This is a genomic window from Bradyrhizobium sp. 138 (assembly GCF_023074075.1).
Taxonomy (GTDB): Bacteria; Pseudomonadota; Alphaproteobacteria; order Rhizobiales; family Xanthobacteraceae; genus Bradyrhizobium.
Window position 1 is genome coordinate 101,745 of the sequence record NZ_JADPKT010000081.1, and the last position, 19,188, is coordinate 120,932.

Consider the following 19,188-nt stretch of genomic DNA (forward strand, 5'->3'; position numbering starts at 1 on the left):
CGCGCGGAGGTTAACCGCCGGGCCGCCTCACCAGCTCGCCGGCAGCCGCTTGAGGCCGCGCAGCACGAAGGTCGGCCGCCATTCCGGGTTTTCGACGTCGTCGATTCGCAGATCGGGCAGCCGCCGCAGCAGCGTGGCCATGGCGATCTCGGCCTCAATGCGCGCCAATTGGGCGCCCAGGCAGAAATGAATGCCGCCGCCGAACGACAGCGGCTTCACGTTCTGACGGGTGACGTCCAGCCGGTCCGGCCGGTCAGGATAGACTGCCGGATCGCGGTTGGCCGAGCCGAGCAGGCACAGCACGGTCTCGCCCTTGGGGATCCTCTTGCCGCCGAGATCGTCGATATCCTCCAGCGCGACGCGTCCGGTCATCTGTACCGAGGAATCGTAGCGCAGGAACTCCTCGATCGCGCCTACCATCAGCTCGGGCCGCGCCTTGAGCAGTGCAAGCTGGTCCGGATTGCGGTGAAGCGCGAGCAGGCCGTTGCCGATCAGGTTGACGGTGGTCTCGTGGCCGGCGCCGAACAGCAGGATGATGTTGGCGGTCAACTCCTCGTTGGTGAGCTTGTTGCCGTCCTCCTCGGCCTGCACGAGCTGGGTGGTGAGATCGTCTCCGGGATTCTTGCGGCGCAGCTCGAACAGCTGCTGGAAATACATCTGCGCCATCAGGTTGCCCTCGTTGCCCTTCTTGATCTCGTCGGCAGACAAGGGCACGGGGTCGAGCAGCCGCCCGCCGTCGCGCGAGCTCTTGTAGAAGACCTCGCGATGATCCTCGGGGATGCCGAGCATCTCGCAGATGATGGTGACGGGCAGGCGGAAGGCGAAATTCTCGATCAGGTCCATGTGGCCGCGGTCGATCACCGCATCGATGGCCTGGTCGACGATCTCCTGGATGCGCGGGCGCATGTCCTCGACCCGGCGGGCGGTGAAGGCCTTGACGACGAGTCCGCGCAGGCGGGTGTGGTCGGGCGGATCGGCTTGCAGCATCCAATGGCTCATGCTGCGGAACACCGGCTCGTCCATGATCTTGTCGCTGTAGCGGCGCTTGGAGCGCTCGACGAAATCCTTGCCGAAGCGCCTGTCGCGCATCACCAGGCTGACATCGGCGTGGCGGCTGGTGACGAACTGGCCGAACGGCGTCACGTGGACCGGATCGACCGTGCGCAGCCGGTCATAGTGCGGATAGGGATCGCGGATGAAGTCCGGCGACAGCGGGTTGAACAGCGGTGCGCCGCCGGCGCCTTGCACGTGCTCGTTCATGGTGACCTCAAATCGGTTGCCGCACGACGCGAATACGCCCATCGCAGCCCAACTGCCCGGCGTAACCATCCCTGAACTATCAACTCGATACATTGTTGTATCGAGTTGCATTCTGCCCTAACCTGCTCCGATGTCAAGGGCGAGAACCAGGCCGACCAGGGACGATACGCGCGACAGGCTGTTCGAGGCGGCCGCGCGCGTGTTCGAGGAAGACGGCATCGGCGGCGCCAGCATCGAGGCGATCGCCGCGGCGGCCGGCTTCACCCGCGGCGCGTTCTATTCGAACTTCAGAAGCAAGGACGAGCTGATCATCGCCATGCTCGAGGACCATGTCGAGCAGTCGATCCGGCGCAACATGGACATCCTCGCCGAGCACGACAATCTCGACGATTTCATCGCGGCGCTGAAGACGATGGACCGCAGCCGGCAGGACCCGCTCGGCCGCTCACCGCTGCTGCACATGGAGATGATCCTGTTCGTCGCGCGCGCCGAGAAGCGCCGACCCGAGCTCGCAAAACGCCTGCGCGCGCGGCGCAAGCTGGTCGCCGACATCGTCGAGGCGACCTTGAAGGGCAACGGCAGGAACGACAAGCTGAACCCGCCCTGGATGGCCTCGATCGTGCTCGCGCTCGAAGACGGTTTTCGCCTGCACCGGCTGATCGATCCCGAGACGACGCCAGCCGACAGTTTTTTGCGCGCGATCACCGATTTGCGGCGCAGGACGGGACTGGCGTCCGATCAGGGAGAGGCCTGATGCATCGTCAAGTGGCTCCGAAGCGAGACGATTGATTCACGCGTCGATGCTGCCTTGGATCCCTTCACTGCCTGCCCGGTGTCGGCTCGGCTACTTCTTCTTTGCAGGCCCGAAATCCGGCTGCCAGGCGGCTTCCTTGCGGCTCGGCGCCGCAGCGATCACCTTGGCTTTGTCTTTCTTCGGCTTCTTGGCTTCGCGATTGCCGCGTTGCTGACCCTTCGCCATGTCGCTCTCCTCTGTAGGTTCGAGTTGGTCGAATTCATCCGGCTGGAGCACCCGTCCGCGCGGGGTGCAGACCCTGACGTCCATGTAGCCTTCGCGCAGCAGTTTTCGAGCGAGGCGCAGCGCGACCGTCGCGGTGCCGCGGCCGAGATTGGAACTGCCGTATTCGTTGGTTCCGCTGACCAGATATGGCACGCGTGTCGGCCTAGCCATTCAGGATGGCCGCGCCGCACACGAGAAGCAGAAGAAACAGCGGAACGATCACCGGCGGCACGATCCATTCCGAGATGCGAACACGCGACATCGAACGCTCCTGCGAAGCCTTCGGCGGGAGCACACGCGACCCTCAGTCACCGGTCGAAGCCGTTGAGACGTGCGGTGATGGCAGCAACGCTACGCCCGTGCCGAACCAATAGCGAGCATTAAATCCCTCGCAGGCAACTATTGCCCCGCGACATCGTTGTTTGCCGATGCGGTAACGATAGTGCTGGCTATCGCCGTGCCAAAGGCGCATGGTTTGGGGGCCGGCACCGGTTGGGGCTTCACTTGCGAAAGGCAGGCTGCATGACCATCCGCTCGCGGCGAGAAACCGTCACCTTCAGGCATCCGTTCCGCGTCCGCGGCATCGATCGCGTCTTGCCGGCCGGCGCCTACGAGGTCGTCACTGACGAGGAGACGATCGAGGGTCTGACCTTCGCCGCCTATCGCCGCATCGCCACGATGATCACCGTGCCCGCCGAAGGTGCGGGCGGCACCATGGAGATGCTGTCGATCGGCTCCGTGGATCTGGCGAATGCGCAAGCCGCAGACGCGAGCATCGCCAATGACTGACCAGCCGGTTGATCTCGACAAGCACCGCGGCATGGCCGCACAGAAGGCGACCGACCTGCGCCGCGCGCTGGCGGACGTCGAAGCCCAGGTCAGGGAACTGCGCGAGCGCGAAGCCGATCTCGAGCACCGCATGATGACGGTGCCGTCCGCGTCCTGGCCGGAGGCCGCGGTGAAGGCGCGTCATTTGCTCAACCTCTATGCCGCAAGCCTGCCCGCCGAGGACACGCGGCACCGCGCGCTCGTGTCAGCGCTGTTCGACGATTTCGCCCGGCTGTCGGGGGAGAGCTGAGGCGAACGATCGCCGCCTGCATTCTCGACACGTGCCACGCGACGGGAAAGCAGGCGGCCGGCCGCCGACGGTGATCTGAGGCCATGATCGTGCCTGGCGATCACAGAACGGAGCAAGCCATGACGTTGACCAGCGGACGCTATATCAGCCACGAATACGACCGGATGATCGTCCGGTTCTCGATGCATGACGGAACCAGGGAGGTTCCCTGCGCGATCTCGACCTCCGCGATGGACTATCTCGAGCGCGGCCCGCAAGTTCGGCCCGAACAGCGGGAGGCCCAGTTCACCCGCCTGCGGGATCGCATCGAAGCGCGCGCGGCGAGCAAATATCGCGCGACGGAGTTCGAAGGCACGCCGCCGGGTATCGTGCTACGCGGCATCGATTTCAGGCCATAGGGGACGGCAGCACCGCGACAGCCGGATGCATGGCAGAAGGACCCGACATCGTCGCGGTCCGTGATCGCAGCCAGCACCAACGTCTTCTCTACTCCGTCCGTGCTTTGATCTCCGGCAACGGCGGCTTGCGTTCAAAGGGCTTCTTTTTCGGCGGCGCGGGCAGCAATCCCTCTCTGATCGCCTGCTTCCTGGCAAGCTTGCGGGCACGACGAATCGCTTCAGATTTCTCGCGGGTCTTTCGCTCCGACGGCTTTTCATAGGAACGCCGTTGCTTCATTTCCCGGAAAACGCCCTCGCGCTGCATCTTCTTCTTGAGAACGCGGAGTGCCTGGTCAACATTGTTATCTCTGACGAGTACGTGCAATTGATCCTCCGAGCTGGGCTGCGAATGCGACACGTCCTGCAGGCAGCCAATTGCGCAGGAGCTTCGTTGCGATTGTTGAGGATGGTAGCGGCGACATTCGTCGCGGCTTCGGACGAGCTGATCTGCTTGTCACAGCGATGCAGCTTGGCGGCGTAAACGTGACCACTGTCGTGAAGCGCTGTCAATCGATAACGCTTGCAGGTCGATGGACACAAAGCACCTCGATCGGAACAGCAGAACTGCCTCGCACAAAACAAACTGGCCTGGCTCCTTGCAAAATCGTGAAAGTCGTATACATTGAGGTCGTTCGATTAGCCGCTGTGCCTTGTTGAATGCGCCCGCGGGCTCCTTTTCCAGAGACATCGACGAAGTTGACGATAGCCGCGTGATTGTCGCGCGGAACGCGCTCGCGCGCTTTGGAGAAGAAGATGACGACAGGTACTGTGAAGTGGTTCAATGGCCAAAAGGGCTTCGGTTTCATTCAGCCGGACGACGGTGGCAACGATGTGTTCGTTCACATCAGCGCCGTTGAAAGGGCTGGTCTTGCAGGTCTCGGAGAAGGCCAAAAGGTCAACTTCGAGACCAAGACCGACAAGATGCGAGGCAAAGTCAGCGCCGAGAACCTCTCGCTGGCTTGATATCGTGGCGTCGTTTCACGGATGTACTGAAACGGTCGCCCTGCCCGCTCAATCCCAGGATTGAGCGGGTTTAGTCGTTTTCGGAGCCGGGGGAACGATGAGCACCAAGAAACCGGCAGTGCCGTCACCTGAAAGCGTCGCGCGGTCCGATCGTCGGCGCCTCGCCGCTGAAGACGGAGCGCAGGCATTGGCCGATGCCGAAAGGCAGGCCATCGAGGTTCGCAAGAACATGGCGCGGCTGCGAGCGGCGCGCGAGGCCAAGGAAGCGGCTGACGAAGCGCTTCGGCTCGCTTCGCCGGCACCGGCCCTCAAGAAGCGCTCACGGAAGCCGGCGCGATAGTCGCCTTCAGACCGCCACCGAAATTGGGGGGCCGATCACATGCCGGAGAGTGCAGATCGTGCCTAGAATCAAACCAGACCACGGAACCATCACCTTCTTCCTCGCGTCCGGCGCAGATCGGCAGATGTGCCGGCTTGCCACGACATTCAACACGCAGAAGCAGGCCTTCAGCTATTTGCAGAAGCATCGAACGGAGTTCGAGCGCATGGCGCGGGCGCGCCTTGCTTCAGGCGAGCTCGAAGACGGGATTGTCGTGCTTTCGATGATCTAGTCGGAGACGAACTACGCCGACCGCTTCACGGCAACCCCACCGACCGTTTTGACATCGACCCGCCCCAGCATCGCCCTCGCCTGCTCGGCGCAATGCTCGATCAGCCAGCGCTCGAAGGCGACGGGGGAAAGCGCGGGGGCGTAGAGGAAGCCTTGCACGACGTCGCAGCCGAGCTCGGCCAGCGTCCTGCGCTGGCCCTCGGTCTCGACGCCCTCGGCGACGACAGTCATGCCAAGGCCCTGGCCGACGCGCACCACGGCGGTGGCGATGGCAAGCGCGCCCGCGTCTTTCTCGATGTCGCGCATGAAACTGCGGTCGATCTTCAGTTCGCGGATCGGCAGATGCGCGAGCCGGCTGAGGCTCGAATAACCGGTGCCGAAATCGTCCACGGAGAGGCCGATACCGAGCTCGCGGATCGCGTTCATCGTCTCCAGCGCCGCGACGCCGTCCTGCATGAACGCGCCCTCGGTGATCTCCAGCATCAGGGCGTCCGCCGGCAGATCGTATTCGGCGAGGATGTCCTTGAGCCGCGCGGCCAGCGTGACGTTACGGAAATTGATCGGCGACAGGTTCACCGAGACGCTGGGAATGTTGAGCCCGGCGCGGCGCCAGCTCGCCATCTGGCGGCAGGCCTCGCGCACCGACCACAGGCCGATCTGCTCGATCAGGCCGCACTCCTCGGCGAGCGGGATGAACTTTGCCGGCGAGACGTCGCCGAGCACGGCATCGCGCCAGCGCGACAGCGCCTCGACGCCGTGGATGGCGCCGTCGCAGCTGCGGATCTGCGGCTGATAACTCAGGCTCAGCGCGCCTTCCGCGATGGCGCGGCGGAGCGCTGCGATCAGCGCCAGCCGCTGCTCGGTGAGCCCGTTCATCTCGGCACTGAAAATGCGATGGGTCGAGCGGCCGGCCTGCTTGGCCATGTACATGGCGGCGTCGGCCTGCTGCATCAACGTGTCGATGTCGGTGGCATGATCGGGATAGAGGCTGATGCCGATGCTGACCGACATCGGCATCAGCTTCGATCCGAGCCTCAAGGGTGCGGCCAGCGCTTCGGTGATCCCTGCCGCGACGCGCTCGGCGTCTTGCGCGTTGCGTTGCGGCAGCAGAATGACGAACTCGTCGCCGCCGAGCCGTCCCAGCATGTCTTCAGGGCCGATCCGCTCGCGCAGGCGTTGCGCGAGCTGGATCAAGAGCTCGTCGCCCGCGGCGTGACCCAGCGTATCGTTGACGTCCTTGAAATGATCGACGTCGAGAAAGGCCAGGGCGATGTGGCTGCCGGTCGGGCAGGCATCGATCGCCGTGGTGATCAGGTGCCGCAGCTGCGCGCGGTTCGGCAGGCCGGTGAGGATATCGTGATAGGCGAGCCGCGCGATCTCGGCGCGCGCTTCCTTGCGCTCGATCGCGAAGGCACCGAGATTGACGCAAGCCTCGACGATGCGCCGGTGCCAATTGCTCGGCGCGCGGGGTTCCCGATAGTAGAAAGCGAACGTCGCGATGACCCGGCCGTCCTTGGCCTTGACCGGGGTCGACCAGCAAGCACGCAGGCCGATCGACAGCGGCATCGCCTTGTAAGGCTGCCAGCGGGGATCGGTCTCGAGGTCGGTTGCCAGCACCGGTTCGCCATGGAAGGCGGCACTGCCACAGGAGCCGACATCGGGGCCGATCGCAACACCGTCCAATGCGCGGGAATAGTCCTCGGGCAGGCTGGGACCGCCGAGCGGGTGGATCAGGCCCGCGGCATCGACGTGAAGCAGCGAACAGACGACGTCGGGCGCGATCTCCTCGACGCGCCCACAGAGCCGGTCGGCGATCTCACCGATCGGCACCTCGTCGGCGAGTGCACCCATGATGAGCTGCTGGAGCGAGCGCAGCTGCTTGGTCTCGGTGATGTCATCGAGCAGCGCGAAGATGTACTTGACCCGACCCTTCCTGTCGCGGAAGGCATCGATCCGGGCGCTGATCCAGATCTCCTCGCCCTCCTTGGTATAGGTCAGGACCTCGGCTTCACCGCCCGGACCGCCCTTGATGAGGCGCCGTCGGATCCTCGTCAGCGCTTTGCGGTTGGTGTGACGGCCGGCCAGCAGGTCGGTCGCCCGCCGCCCCTCGGCTTCCGCGGCGGAATAGCCGAACAGCGAGCTGAACGCGGCATTGGTGTAGCGGATGTCGAGTTCGGTGCCGGTGATGAGCACGGCGCGGTTGGTCTGGTCCGAGACGGCGTCGAGCAGCGCGATCCGCGCGCGGCGTTCCGTTTCGCTGGTAACGTCGCGCGCGAACACGACATGATGGGTCTCGCTGCCGCTTGCGACGGACGAAAGCGAGAAGGCCACCCGGATCCGGCTGCCGTCGCGTCGCATGAGGCCGATCTCGTCGCGGAACTCCGCGACCGGATCGGCCTGAAGGCATTTGAGCGTGAGAATGGCCGCGTCGCGGCCGAGCACGTCGGTGCGCGCGAGCTTCCAGATCCGCTCCGCGCCGGCGTTGAAATGCGTGATGCGACGCGCGCTGTCGACGATGACGATGGCATCGTCGGCGCGCTCCAGCGCAGCCAACAGCACGTCCGGCATTTCCGTCACAAGGCAATCGGAGGCAGACATCATTTGGACCGGAGGGGACATCGGGAAGAAACGGCAATGGCCCGACGTTAACGCCCCGAAGGTGTCCAAGACGTTTTTGCAATCCCGATTGCGTTCGCCAAGCTGCCACGTCCTTAACGTTCGGCGAAATAAATCCGGGCAATGCAGCGCGTCTGGAACTTACTCCGCGGTTCGGCCCTGGAGCTTGTGCAGCCGACCGGCCACGGCCCGCACCTTGCGCGGCGCAGCCTGCCAGATCGAGAACGCCGACAATCCGCTCACGGCCATCGCGATGCCGAAGGCGAGGGTATAGTCGCCGGCGCGATCGTACAGGAAGCCGGTCACCCAGGGACCGGCCGCACCACCCGCCAGCGCCGCCAGCATGATCGTACCGAAAATGCTGCCCTGGTGCCTGCCCTGGAAAATCTCGAACACCACTGCGCCCATGATCGAGGTGAGGCCGTAGCCGAGCGCGCCTTGCGCGACCACCATCACATAGACCAGCCACAGCGACGTCTGGAACTTCAGTGCCATCAGCGCCGCGAAGCAGATCGCAAAGCCTGCGCAGCTGATCGCCCACACCCATTCCCGCCCGATCCGGTCGGAGACATGGCCGAGCAGGATCTGGCCGGGAATGCCGAGCAGGCTGACGATGCCGAGCGCCCACACCGCGACAGAAGGGCTGAAGCCGATGTCGAGCAGGAATTTGGTCTGATGCACCTGCACGGCGTACCAAATGTACAGGCCGGAGAAATAGCCGAGCGCGATCCACCAGAACCGCGCGGTCGCGACGGCGCGTTTCAGCGTCCATTCGGTGCCGACCCAGACCGGATCGACGACGTTGGAGACGGGCTTTACCGCTCCCGCGGCTGGGGCGGCATCACCGTCCGGCTGCAGGCCGATATCCTCGGGACGCTTGTGCAGCAACAAATTGACCGGTGCCAGCACGATCAGGATCAGCAGCCCCATCGCCGTGCAGGCGGTGCGCCAGCCGGTCTGTTCGATCATGTGCTGCACCCAAGGCAGCAACGTCACCGAGCCGATGCCGACGCCGGCGAAAGCGATGCCGATGGCGAAGCCGCGCTTGCGGATGAACCAGTTCGGCAGGAACAGCGACTGGCCGGAATAGCCGAGACACACCGAGCCGGCGCCGACCATGACGCCGATGGTCACATAGAGATGCCAGGGCGTGCTGGTGAGCGGCGCAAGCAACAACCCGCCGCCCATCAGCACGACGCCGAGCTCCATCACCGCGCGCGGGCCGGCGCGATCCATCAGGCGGCCGATCAACGGACTGACCACACCCGACACCACGAAGCCGAACGAGAAGGCGCCGGCAGTGACGCCACGCTCCCAGCCGAACTCGGAGATGATCGGAGGAAAGAACAGTGAGAAGGCGGTACGCGCGTTGACGCCGATGGCCATGGTGACGAAGGTCACGGCGACCACGACCCAGCCGTAGAAGAACGGAAGTCGCATGTTTGTGCTTATTTCATCCCTAGACGGTCCTTCCGACCATCTGAGGCTGTCCGGGTCAAGCGCTTTTCGCGCATGCCCGCTGAGCGGGATGCTTCAGCATGATCTCACGCGGCGTCGCGGCGTGACGATTTGACGGGCGCATCGAACAGGATCCGCTCGATCGGCTGCGGGCGGCCGAACAGATAGCCTTGCGCAAAATTGACGCCGAGCGCCTTCAGCCGGTCGAACTCCTCGCGGGTTTCGACGCCCTCGGCGGTGACCGACATGTCCAGCCCGCGCGCCAGCGTCACGATCGAGGAGATGATGGCGGAGCTGCGCGGCTGATGCGTGAGGTTGCGGATGAACGATTTGTCGATCTTGATCTTGTCGAACGGGAACGCCGTCAGATAGCTGAGCGAGGAATAGCCGGTGCCGAAATCGTCGAGCGCGAGCTCGATGCCGAGCTGCTTCAGCCGCTGCATGAAGGCGTGGTTCTCGCTGCCGCGCTCCAGCAGCACGGATTCCGTGATCTCGATCTCGAGCCGCTGGGGCGGCAGGCCGGAATCGGCGAGCGCCGCGCAGATCATTTCGAACAGCTCGGCCTCCTTGAACTGGATCGGCGACAGGTTGACGGCGACCGCGAGGCCGGAGGGCCAGCCGGCCGCGTCCGCACAGGCGCGCCGCAGCACGAATTCCCCGAGCGGCACGATCAGCCCGGTCTCCTCCGCAAGCGCAATGAACTGGTCCGGCGGAATCAGGCCGCGCGTCGGATGCCGCCAGCGCACCAGCGCCTCGAAGCCGCGCCGCTCGCCGCTGAGGGCGTCGACGAACGGCTGGTAATGCACCTCCAACTGGCACCGCGCGATGGCGTCGCGCAGATCTCCCTCCAGCGTGTTGCGGGCCTCCAGCTCGGCTGACATCGCTTCGTCATAGATGGTGAAGCAGTTGCGGCCCGCCGATTTCGACCGGTAGAGCGCAAGGTCCGCCTTCTTCAGGAGCTGCTCCTGATCGCGACCGTGATCCGGCGCGATGGCGATGCCGATGCTGGTGCCGATCTCGACGCGGTGACCGGGCAGGAGGAATGGTTCGGTCAGGAGCTTGGCGATCCGCGCCGCCAGCTCGGTCGAGCAGGCGCGCTGATCCTGGCACCGCTCCTGGATGATGGCGAATTCGTCGCCGCCGAGCCGTGCCAGCACGTCGCTGGCGCGCACGGCCGATTTCAACCGCTGCGCCACCTGGCGCAGCAGCGCGTCGCCGGCGCCGTGACCGAGAGAGTCGTTGACATTCTTGAAGCGATCGAGGTCGAGCATCAGGATCGAGAAGGTCGGCCCGCCGTCTTCCAGCCGGCCATTGAGCTCATCGAGCCGGGCGAGGAAAAAGGCGCGGTTCGGCAGGCCGGTCAGGATGTCGGTCTGGGCGAGCTCGAGCACCCGCCGGTTGGCCAGCGACAGCCGCCGCGAGTTGCGGCTCGCGAGCAACAGATAAGTCGACAGCGACAGCGTCAGCAGCATGCCGACGATCAGCACCGCGCCCGCGCGATCATAGTTCGTCTCCAGCGGACCGCCCGCAGTTGGCACCGCCCGCACCTGCCAATCGGTATCGCCGATCTTGAGACTTCCCGACCAGTGCAGCGCCCGTGCGACGTCCCGCATCGACTGCGGCGCCGTGGCCACCGACGAATAGTCCGGCAGCATCTGCTCAAGGCTGACGATCTGCGCGCTGAAGGGCGGATAGACGTTCACGCTGACGGCGGGGCTTGCCCTGGTGGTCACGCGAATGGTCTGGATCAGCAGCGGCAGGTCGAAGATGCCGACCACGAAGCCGGCGAGATTGCGGCGCCGGTCCGCGTCCGTCTCGCGCGACGTACCCTTGGCATAGACGGGAACGGCAACGAGGACATCGGGCAGCCGGCCCCCCTCCCTCGGCTCGAACAGCCGTGTACGCATGGCCGCGATCTTGTCGTTGTCGCGCGCACGCTGCAGAACCGCGCGGCGCTCCGGAACGGTGGCGTAGTCCATGCCGTAGACTTGGGAGGTCCTCGGCTGGGTGGAGTAGAACACCGGAAAATATTCGTCGCTCTGCGGCGCGGTCGCGAAACTCTCGCCCTGGAGCGACTTGATGCGATAGCCGGACACGCCGTCCGCGATCGCCGCGGCCTCGTATTCGGAGCGCTCCTTGCGGTTGACGCGTGGCAGCCAGGCAATGCGCAGCATGCCGGGATGGCGCTCGAACAGGCGGGCGCTGAAGGTCTCGAATTCACTGCGGGTGACTTCGTCGCTGGTCGATTCGAACAGCGTGCGCAGTGCGAGGAGCCTGGAGATGTATTCGCCCATGCCGTTCTGCATGACGATCGCTTCGGTTTCGGCCGCGTTCTCGAACTCGATCCTGTTGACGCGATCTTCCCACCGCGCCACGGCGGCGGCGCCCACGAGCGAGAACAGGAGACCGACGCCGGCCGCGACGAGCGCAGGGCGATAGAGTCCGAGCAGCGGCGCCGCACGCCACCATCCGGTCATACGCCTTCGATCCTGACCGTTCTGATCGCGATCGCCCATCTTGAAGCCGCCGCCCCCTGTCTGCGACGCCGAACCTCTGGTTGAGGCACCGGCGCCGCTATCGGAACAAGACCGCGGTTAAGAACTGCACAATTTCGAAAGCCGACCGTTATGCAACGCGTGAATTAGTTAATGAAGTCCGCGAATGACCCGGCATAGTGGAAACGAGTTGCCGGTTTTGCCCGGAGTACTACGGACCTTCGACACGGCGTCGCTTAGCGAGCTATTCAGGCTCGCAGGGATATGTTGCGTGAGGCTCTTCCAATTACCCGGCAAACATCCCGATGTATCGAATTCGATCGGCGAGATCCGTCGTCCTGACCATCGTGCTCCTCGCCGCGACCACGCTCGCATCCAAGGGAGAGGAGGCCGGCGTCAGCGAGGATGCGATCCTGTTCGGCCAGGCCGCCACGCTGGAAGGCCCCTCCTCCGCGCTTGGACAGCGCTTGCGGCAAGGCATCGTCGCGGCGTTCACAGAGATCAACGCCAAGGGCGGCGTCCACGGCCGCAAGCTCCAGCTCATCAGCCGCGATGACGGCTACGATCCCGACCGTTCGGTGGCCGAGACGCTGCACCTGATCGAGGACGACAAGGTGTTCGCGCTGATCGGCGCGGTCGGCACGCCGACCGCGATGGCGACCATTCCGATCACCAGCGCCAGGAACGTTCCCTTCATCGGCCCGTTCAGCGGCGCTGAATTCCTTCGCGACCTCGAGCTTGCAAACGTCGTCAACATCCGCGCGAGCTACGGTGCGGAGGCCGAAGCGTGGATCAAGCACCTCACCGAGGATCGCCACTTCACCCGCATCGGCATTTTCTACCAGGACGATTCCTTCGGCCGCGATGGTCTGACCGGTGTGAAGCGCGCGCTTGCCAGGCGCGGCCTCGAGCTTGCCGCCGAAGGCACGTTCGAACGCAACACGCGCGCGGTCAAGGCCGCCTGGCGCATGATCAAGCGCGCCGAACCCGAGGCCATCGTGATGGTCGGGACCTATGGCCCCTGCGCGGAGTTCATCAAGCTCGCGCACCGCAGCGGCTTCTATCCGACCTTCGTCAACATCTCCTTCGTCGGCGCCACTGCGCTCGCCAAGGAGCTCGGCCCTGACGGCGAAGGCGTCATCGTCTCCCAGGTCGTGCCGTTTCCCTGGGATCGCTCGCTCAAGCTCGTCGCCGACTACCAGGCGGCGCAGGAAGCGTTCGATCCGGCACTGACACCGGATTTCGTGTCGCTGGAAGGCTATCTCTCCGGCCGCCTCGCGGCTGCGGCGCTGGAAAAGGCCGGGTCGAAGCCGACGCGCGCAAGCCTGCTCCGCGCCATCAACGATGTCGGCCACTTCGACCTCAGCGGCAGCATCGTCAGCGTCGGCCCGCGCATGCTCGACACGCCGCCGAAGGTGTTTTTGACGGTGATCCAGAAGGACGGGACGTTCCGGGCGGTGGATCGGCTTTAGGGCCGCCGCGTCCAGCGGTCGGCATTGACGGCGCCTTGCGGGACCTCGCCTTTGACGATCGCCTCGACCTGCCGCACGGTTTCCAGCGACTGATATTCGATCGCCTCCGGCGTCAGCCCGCCGACATGCGGCGTCGCGACGACGTTGGGGAGCTTCGCCAGCTCCGGCGTCGGCATCTGATCGGGGGCACGGCCGACATCCATCGCCGCGCCGGCGATGCGACCATCGCGCAAGGCGCGCGCCAGCGCGGCCTCGTCGACGAGATTGCCGCGCGAGAGATTGATGAACATTGCGTGCTTCTGCATGCGCGCGAGTGCCGCCTCGCCAATCAGATTCTCGGTCTCCTCGTTGGCAATCGCAAGACAGACGACGTAGTCCGACCCGGCGAGGAGTTCGTCGAGGGAGACATGCCTGATCGCGCTGTCGCCGACATCAGCGAAGGGATCGGCGACCAGCACCTCCATGCGCAACACCTTCGCCACTTCGGCAAGGTAGCGCCCAATGCTGCCATAGCCGATGATGCCGAGCTTGCTGCCGGCGAGCTGGCGGCCCATCCGCGCCTCCGGCTTGCGGCCGGCCTGGTAGTCGGCGGTGGTCCGCGACACGCCGCGGGAGAGATCGACCATGAAGCCGAGCGCGAGCTCGGCGACCGCCTGAACGAAGCCGGGCCCGGCGCGGGTCACGAGCACGCCGGCCTTTGAGGCCGCATCCACATTGACGTTGCGGATGTCGACGGCGCAGCGGACAAAGGCCCGCAGATGCGGCAGCTGCGCAAAGATCTCGCCGCGCCCCTCCGTCATGCGGTCGGCGACGATGATGTCGACGTCTTTCGCCGCATGCACGAGGCCGGCGGCGTCCAGGGGCGCGTCGCCCTCATGCAGGATCACCTCCGCCGCCGCGCGCAGGCCGTTCAGGCTGCGGTCGCCGTAATAGTTGCGCCGCATCTCCGGCGTGTGAGCGAGCAGAACCTTCACGACAAAGTCTCCTTCAATAGCCGAATGCCCGCGGCAGCGCGGTGCTCAGCCATGGCACGAAGGCGATGACGAGCAGGCAGAGGAACAACAGGCCGAGATAACCCATGATCGGCTTCACGGTCTGCTCGATCGGCACGTTGCCGATCAGGCAGGCGCCGTACAGCCCGAGCCCAAGCGGGGGCGCGAACAGGCCGATGCCCATGGCGATGACCAGCACGACGCCGAAATGCAGGGGATCGACGCCGAGCTGCACCGCGACCGGCAACAGCAGCGGCCCGAAGATGATCAGGGCGGCCGCGCCTTCCAGCACAGAGCCCATCACGATCAGCACGGCGATGGCCAAGAGGATGAACAGCCAGACGCCTGAGGTCTTTGACAATCCGAGCATGAAATCGCCGACCGCATGCGGGACCTGCTGCAAGGTCAGCGTGAACGCGAGCGACTGCGCGGCGGCGACGATGAACAGCACGAGACCGGCGCGCGTCGCGGCCTGCACGAAGCTGTGCGTGGCCGATTTGAAGTCGAGCTCGCGGAACACCACGCTGCCGACGACGAGCGCATAGGCCACCGCGAAGGCCGAGATCTCGGTCGCGGTGGCAAAGCCGCTCTTGAAGCCGAAGAAGATCATGAAGATGAGGCCGAACGAGGCAATCGCGCCGCTCCACAGCCCCGACACCGGCATCTGCGGCTCGACCTCCTCGATCCTATCCGGCCGCTTGCCGAAGATGATGGACACCGCGATCAGGACGGCCGCCATCAGCGCCGACGGCAGCAGGCCCGCGACGAACAGGCCACCGATCGACAGGTTCGCCACAAATCCCAGAATGATCAAATTGATGCAGGGCGGGATGGTCTCGGCCATCACTGCGGAGGCCGCGAGCAGCGCCACAGCGCCGCCCGGATTCTGCCTGGAGCGGCGCGCCGCCGGGATCAGAACGGAGCCAACCGCGGCAACGTCCGCCATCTTCGAGCCGGAGATGCCCGAGAACAGCACCATGGAGGCCACCATCACGACGTTCAGCCCGCCGCGCATGCGCCCCACCGCGCGCTGCAGTAGCTCGATCAGCCGCACCGACATGCCGTTGGCTTCCATGAGGTAGCCGACGAGGATGAAGAAGGGGATCGCGAGCAGCACGAAATTGTCGATGCCGCGCGCCATCTGCTGGGCGAAGATGACACCCGGCAAGGCGCCCTCGACCCAGATGAAGATGAGCGCGGCCAGCGCCAGCGCGAAGCCGATCGGCAAGCCGCCGAACAGGGTGGCGAAGAAGCCGATCAGCATCAGAGTGCCTGCCGACGGCACCGAGGACGGCGACAGATAATCCCAGGCCAGATAAAGACCGGTGACGACGGTGATCGCAACCAGCCCCCTGACGATATCAGGAAGCGGCCGCGCGCAGAGATGGTCGATCGCGAACACCGTCATGAACAGGGCGCCGACGCCCATGGGATAGAAGGTCAACTCCAGCGGCAGGCCAGAGCCGGTGGTTTGGCCTGCCGTCAGCGATCCCAGCTTGATGGCGTGATAGGCGACATAGCCGGAGATCAGCACGACCAGCAGGGCGCTCGCCGCATCGACCAGCGTGCGCAAACGCACCGGCAGCAGATCGCGGAAGAAGGAGACACCGACATTCTCGCCCCGCGCGAGCGCGCTCGCCGCGCCGAAAAAGGCCGAGCCGACCATCAGCCCGCGCGCGACGTCGTCCGACCATTCGACCGGCGCGTTGAAAAAGAAACGCAGCAGCACGGAGGCGCAGACCACCACGAGATCGGCGGCGAGCAGAATGGCCGCAATCGCGTCGCTGAGGCGAAGCAGCAGCGTGATGCTGCCATGGCGGCCGCCCGAGACGGGCACGGCGGCTGTCATCGTCATATCAAGCTTGCGTCGCGCGGATGATGTCGATGACGGCCTTCGATTCAGGCCGTGCCTTGATGAAGTTCTCGGTCTGCGGTGCGACGCGCTTCCTGAAGGCCTCGCGATCGCATTCGGCCACCGTCACGCCCTTCTCGGTCAAGGTCGCCAGCGCCTCCTTCTCGACCGCGAGCCCGTGGGCACGGGTGTCGGCCGCGGCCTTCTTGGCGGCATCGAGGAAGCCCTCGCGCATCTTCGGGTCCATGCGGTTGTAGGTCATGTCGCTGAAATAGATCGCGAGCGGCGAGAAATTGTGCTGCGTCAGTGCGTAGGACTTCGACGTTTCGAAGAACTTGCTGGCCAGGATCGTCGGCGGATCGTGCTCCAGGCCGTCCAGCACGCCGGCCTGCAGCGCCGTGTAAATCTCGCCGAACGCGAGCGGCGTCGCGGCGGCGCCCATCAGACGCAGGCATTCGGTGATGACGGGATTGGGCAGGGTGCGGATCTTGAGGCCGGCGAGATCCTCCGGCGTCTTCACCGGCTTCTTTGCCAGCACGCTGCGCGAGCCGAAATTATAAGCCCAGGCGATGATGCGGATGTTGCCGCCCTTGAGCAGCGCGTCCTCGATCGGCTTGGCAGCGCCGGCCTCGAACGCCTTGGTCTGCTGTGGGAAGCTCGAGAACAGAAAGCCGAGATCGAAAGTGCCGACCAGCGGCACCAGGTTGGCCGAGATCGACGAGCCCGACACCATGAGGTCGATGACGCCGAGCTTCACCGAGTTGATGACGTCGATCTCCTGGCCGAGCTGGTTGTCGGGGAAGAAGGCGACCTCGACCTGCTCACCAAGCCCGTTCGCCTTCAGGCTCTTGACGAGATTGTCGTAGTAGACCCGGCCGTTGGCGAATTTGGGATCGTTCGGCAGCGAGGAGGAGCATTTCAGCTTCAACGTCGCAGCTTCGGCGCGGCCGATGATGGCGGGGGAGAGCACAAGACCGGCGCTGACCGCCGCCGATGACTTGATGAACGCGCGACGGTTCACGGGCACGATGGTCATGGTGCGGTCTCTCCCACATTGTTTTTGTTTGCCGCGGTCGTTGCCGCAGCCTGTTGCCCGAACTGTATGGCCAAAGCGACGGCACAGGCAAGCGCGGCCGCCGACAGCCGCAGAGCGGCATGATGCGCGTATAGCAGTCCGCAAGCGCTCCGGAATGGCGACGATTCACCGGGAATTCGCGCTGAAGGATCGGCCTGCAGCCACATCCGCGCAACGGGTGCTGTCGCGCAGGATCGATATCAATCCAATAGGAGCATGGATCAATGCGTAATTCACATGGATGAGCCGCGAACGATGCCTTCCGGCTCCGGCAGGCACGCTGCCCCATTTTGCCGCACGCCGAACGTGATCCAGTGCACAGACGGACAGATGGCGGCGCCCTAGAAAAAGTGGCATCATCGCGCGCATTGCCGACGGAGGTGACACCATGCGCCGTCCAGTCTTTTCCAATTTGCTTCTTGCATCCGGTTTTCTTGCGCTCACGCAACTGATGGCACCGACGGACGCCGCCGCCGAAGCGCGGCTCGCGCTGGTGATCGGCCAGTCCGCCTATCGCACGGTGCCGGAACTGCCCAACGCTGCTAACGACGCCAAGGGCATGACCGAGTTGCTCGGCAATGCCGGCTTCACCGTCACCACGGCCGCCAATCTGGCGCAGATCGAGATGCGCGCGGCGATCTCGGATTTCGCCGGCAAGGTCAGCGCCAGCGGCGCCGACACCGTGGCGCTGGTGTTCTATGCCGGCCATGGCTTACAGATCGACGGCGAGAACTATCTCGTTCCCGTTGATCTCGATCCCAAGCGCGAGGCCGACATTCCGCTGCAGGGCGTGCGGCTCAACGACATGCTCAACACGCTCGGCGCGCTGCCGACGCGGGCGCGCATCTTCATGCTCGATGCCTGCCGCAACAATCCGTTCCCCGCGCTGAGCGGCGCCGGCCACGGCCTTGCGATCGTCGACACCAAGGCCGGTGCGCCCGGCTCGTTCATCTCCTATTCGACCTCGCCCGGCGCCGAAGCCGAGGACGGCAACGGCATCGACAGCCCCTACACCACCGCAGCACTCACCGTCGCCAAGCAGCCGAACCTTCCGATCGAGGAGGTGTTCAAGCGCATCCGCGTCGCCGTCGCGCAATCGACCGACGGAAGGCAGATCCCCTGGGAAAGCTCCTCGCTGACGACCGACTTCAGGTTCTTCGGCGAGAGCAGCGGCAGCACGCCCGCTATTCCCGGCGCATCGGCGATGGCGCTCGCCAGCGGCACGCGCAGCGTCGAGGACTGGCGCAAGACCTTGCAGGGCAAGCCGGCCACGGCCGCCTATGAGCTCGTGATCACCGACGACACCGTGGAGGCGTATCAGGCCTATATCGAGCTGTACGCGCAGGACACCCGCACGCCGCGCGTGCGTACGGTGCTGGAACGGCGGCGCCAGATGCTGGCCTGGGAACGCGCGACCGCGATCAACACCCGCGCTTCGTTCGAAGCCTATCTCGCCAACTGGGATAACAGTGACCTCGCCGCGACCGCGCGCCGGTTGCTGCTGCGCGTGCAGAACCGAAATTATGGCGTGCCTGTCGCCGCCGCGGCGACCCCGGTCGCGGTCGCGATGGCGCCGACCTGCCCGTGCTCGGCGCCGCAGCCGCCGGCAACGCCCGTCAATCCGAGCGTCGCGCCCGTGATCAAGAAGCGCGTGGACGATACCCCGCCGAAGCGCAAGGTGGTCGAGACGCCGCCCAAGCGCCGGCCTCCGCCCGAGGAAGTCGTCTACGAGCGCGCGCCGCCTCCAGGGCCGCCGCCCGGTGCCATCATGCAAGGCGTCGGCATCGGCATCGGAATCGGCTTGGGAATTGGCGGCCGCAGCGGCGGTGACCATTATCGTGGCGACTACCGGCGATACTGAG

The 19,188-nt window shown here is 65.1% G+C and carries 18 protein-coding genes; 9 read left to right on the forward strand and 9 right to left on the reverse strand.

Going from position 1 to position 19,188, the window contains the following annotated elements:
- Positions 1-27: 27 nt before the first annotated feature.
- Positions 28-1,260: a cytochrome P450 gene (locus tag IVA79_RS27625; protein ID WP_247558974.1), complete on the reverse strand. Its 1,233-nt coding sequence runs from the start codon at positions 1,258-1,260 to the stop codon at positions 28-30.
- 130 nt (positions 1,261-1,390) lie between these two features.
- On the opposite strand from IVA79_RS27625, the gene IVA79_RS27630 reads away from it, so the two are divergent.
- Positions 1,391-2,014: a TetR/AcrR family transcriptional regulator gene (locus IVA79_RS27630; protein ID WP_247558976.1), complete on the forward strand. Its 624-nt coding sequence runs from the start codon at positions 1,391-1,393 to the stop codon at positions 2,012-2,014.
- A gap of 90 nt (positions 2,015-2,104) precedes the next feature.
- Here the strand turns inward: IVA79_RS27630 and IVA79_RS27635 are convergent, their stop codons facing one another.
- Entirely contained in the window at positions 2,105-2,449 is a 345-nt protein-coding gene (locus tag IVA79_RS27635) for a hypothetical protein (RefSeq protein WP_247558978.1), read from the reverse strand.
- Between the two features lie 351 nt (positions 2,450-2,800).
- Here IVA79_RS27635 and IVA79_RS27640 point away from each other — a divergent pair, with 351 nt between their 5' ends.
- From IVA79_RS27640 to IVA79_RS27650, 3 genes are all read left to right on the forward strand, one after another.
- Positions 2,801-3,067, forward strand: coding sequence for a hypothetical protein (locus tag IVA79_RS27640; RefSeq protein WP_247006679.1), 267 nt, complete (start codon positions 2,801-2,803; stop codon positions 3,065-3,067).
- Positions 3,060-3,356 (forward strand): hypothetical protein, encoded by a 297-nt coding sequence (locus IVA79_RS27645; protein ID WP_247558980.1) that lies wholly within the window; start codon positions 3,060-3,062, stop codon positions 3,354-3,356. The genes IVA79_RS27640 and IVA79_RS27645 overlap by 8 nt, the downstream gene beginning before the upstream one ends.
- Positions 3,357-3,475: 119 nt before the next feature.
- A complete protein-coding gene (locus IVA79_RS27650) occupies positions 3,476-3,754 on the forward strand; it encodes a DUF1488 domain-containing protein (protein WP_247558982.1) in 279 nt (92 codons plus the stop codon).
- A gap of 88 nt (positions 3,755-3,842) precedes the next feature.
- Here IVA79_RS27650 and rpsU read toward each other — a convergent pair whose 3' ends face one another.
- Positions 3,843-4,118: a 30S ribosomal protein S21 gene (rpsU, locus tag IVA79_RS27655; RefSeq protein ID WP_212308538.1), complete on the reverse strand. Its 276-nt coding sequence runs from the start codon at positions 4,116-4,118 to the stop codon at positions 3,843-3,845.
- A 428-nt stretch (positions 4,119-4,546) separates the two neighbouring features.
- On the opposite strand from rpsU, the gene IVA79_RS27660 reads away from it, so the two are divergent.
- The 3 genes from IVA79_RS27660 to IVA79_RS27670 all read left to right on the forward strand — a co-directional run bounded on the left by IVA79_RS27660 (position 4,547) and on the right by IVA79_RS27670 (position 5,367).
- Entirely contained in the window at positions 4,547-4,756 is a 210-nt protein-coding gene (locus tag IVA79_RS27660) for a cold-shock protein (protein ID WP_247558984.1), read from the forward strand.
- 97 nt (positions 4,757-4,853) lie between these two features.
- A complete protein-coding gene (locus IVA79_RS27665) occupies positions 4,854-5,096 on the forward strand; it encodes a transcriptional regulator (protein ID WP_247558987.1) in 243 nt (80 codons plus the stop codon).
- Positions 5,097-5,145: 49 nt separating this feature from the next.
- Complete coding sequence (locus IVA79_RS27670) at positions 5,146-5,367, forward strand: hypothetical protein (protein WP_247558989.1); 222 nt, start codon at positions 5,146-5,148, stop codon at positions 5,365-5,367.
- 11 nt (positions 5,368-5,378) lie between these two features.
- Here IVA79_RS27670 and IVA79_RS27675 read toward each other — a convergent pair whose 3' ends face one another.
- The 3 genes from IVA79_RS27675 to IVA79_RS27685 all read right to left on the reverse strand — a co-directional run bounded on the left by IVA79_RS27675 (position 5,379) and on the right by IVA79_RS27685 (position 11,917).
- Entirely contained in the window at positions 5,379-7,964 is a 2,586-nt protein-coding gene (locus tag IVA79_RS27675) for an EAL domain-containing protein (protein ID WP_247559081.1), read from the reverse strand.
- 159 nt (positions 7,965-8,123) lie between these two features.
- The gene (locus tag IVA79_RS27680) at positions 8,124-9,422 is read right to left on the reverse strand and encodes an MFS transporter (protein WP_247558991.1); all 1,299 of its coding nucleotides are present in this window, start codon (positions 9,420-9,422) and stop codon (positions 8,124-8,126) included.
- A 104-nt stretch (positions 9,423-9,526) separates the two neighbouring features.
- Positions 9,527-11,917 (reverse strand): EAL domain-containing protein, encoded by a 2,391-nt coding sequence (locus IVA79_RS27685; protein ID WP_247558994.1) that lies wholly within the window; start codon positions 11,915-11,917, stop codon positions 9,527-9,529.
- Positions 11,918-12,240: 323 nt separating this feature from the next.
- Between IVA79_RS27685 and IVA79_RS27690 the strand changes: the two genes are divergently transcribed.
- Entirely contained in the window at positions 12,241-13,407 is a 1,167-nt protein-coding gene (locus IVA79_RS27690) for an ABC transporter substrate-binding protein (RefSeq protein WP_247558996.1), read from the forward strand.
- Here the strand turns inward: IVA79_RS27690 and IVA79_RS27695 are convergent.
- From IVA79_RS27695 to IVA79_RS27705, 3 genes are read right to left on the reverse strand one after another with little or no spacing between them, the layout of a single operon-like run.
- Positions 13,404-14,381 (reverse strand): hydroxyacid dehydrogenase, encoded by a 978-nt coding sequence (locus IVA79_RS27695; protein WP_247558999.1) that lies wholly within the window; start codon positions 14,379-14,381, stop codon positions 13,404-13,406. The genes IVA79_RS27690 and IVA79_RS27695 overlap by 4 nt on opposite strands.
- Before the next feature lie 13 nt (positions 14,382-14,394).
- Positions 14,395-16,248, reverse strand: coding sequence for a TRAP transporter large permease subunit (locus IVA79_RS27700; protein WP_247559001.1), 1,854 nt, complete (start codon positions 16,246-16,248; stop codon positions 14,395-14,397).
- A gap of 7 nt (positions 16,249-16,255) precedes the next feature.
- Positions 16,256-17,287, reverse strand: a complete 1,032-nt coding sequence (locus tag IVA79_RS27705; RefSeq protein WP_247559003.1) for a TRAP transporter substrate-binding protein — start codon at positions 17,285-17,287, stop codon at positions 16,256-16,258.
- 427 nt (positions 17,288-17,714) lie between these two features.
- Between IVA79_RS27705 and IVA79_RS27710 the strand changes: the two genes are divergently transcribed.
- Positions 17,715-19,187 carry a caspase family protein gene (locus IVA79_RS27710; protein WP_247559005.1) on the forward strand — a complete coding sequence of 491 codons (1,473 nt, stop codon included), beginning with the start codon at positions 17,715-17,717 and terminating at the stop codon, positions 19,185-19,187.
- The last annotated feature ends 1 nt before the right edge of the window (position 19,188 follow it).

Excerpts from the sequence above, each read along its gene's own strand:
- IVA79_RS27625 (WP_247558974.1), bottom strand. The coding sequence starts at position 1,260 with ATGAACGAGCACGTGCAAGGCGCCGGCGGCGCACCGCTGTTCAACCCG.
- IVA79_RS27630 (WP_247558976.1), top strand. The coding sequence starts at position 1,391 with ATGTCAAGGGCGAGAACCAGGCCGACCAGGGACGATACGCGCGACAGG.
- IVA79_RS27635 (WP_247558978.1), bottom strand. The coding sequence starts at position 2,449 with ATGGCTAGGCCGACACGCGTGCCATATCTGGTCAGCGGAACCAACGAA.
- IVA79_RS27640 (WP_247006679.1), top strand. The coding sequence starts at position 2,801 with ATGACCATCCGCTCGCGGCGAGAAACCGTCACCTTCAGGCATCCGTTC.
- IVA79_RS27645 (WP_247558980.1), top strand. The coding sequence starts at position 3,060 with ATGACTGACCAGCCGGTTGATCTCGACAAGCACCGCGGCATGGCCGCA.
- IVA79_RS27650 (WP_247558982.1), top strand. The coding sequence starts at position 3,476 with ATGACGTTGACCAGCGGACGCTATATCAGCCACGAATACGACCGGATG.
- IVA79_RS27660 (WP_247558984.1), top strand. The coding sequence starts at position 4,547 with ATGACGACAGGTACTGTGAAGTGGTTCAATGGCCAAAAGGGCTTCGGT.
- IVA79_RS27665 (WP_247558987.1), top strand. The coding sequence starts at position 4,854 with ATGAGCACCAAGAAACCGGCAGTGCCGTCACCTGAAAGCGTCGCGCGG.
- IVA79_RS27675 (WP_247559081.1), bottom strand. The coding sequence starts at position 7,964 with ATGTCTGCCTCCGATTGCCTTGTGACGGAAATGCCGGACGTGCTGTTG.
- IVA79_RS27680 (WP_247558991.1), bottom strand. The coding sequence starts at position 9,422 with ATGCGACTTCCGTTCTTCTACGGCTGGGTCGTGGTCGCCGTGACCTTC.
- IVA79_RS27685 (WP_247558994.1), bottom strand. The coding sequence starts at position 11,917 with ATGACCGGATGGTGGCGTGCGGCGCCGCTGCTCGGACTCTATCGCCCT.
- IVA79_RS27690 (WP_247558996.1), top strand. The coding sequence starts at position 12,241 with ATGTATCGAATTCGATCGGCGAGATCCGTCGTCCTGACCATCGTGCTC.
- IVA79_RS27700 (WP_247559001.1), bottom strand. The coding sequence starts at position 16,248 with ATGACAGCCGCCGTGCCCGTCTCGGGCGGCCGCCATGGCAGCATCACG.
- IVA79_RS27705 (WP_247559003.1), bottom strand. The coding sequence starts at position 17,287 with ATGACCATCGTGCCCGTGAACCGTCGCGCGTTCATCAAGTCATCGGCG.
- IVA79_RS27710 (WP_247559005.1), top strand. The coding sequence starts at position 17,715 with ATGCGCCGTCCAGTCTTTTCCAATTTGCTTCTTGCATCCGGTTTTCTT.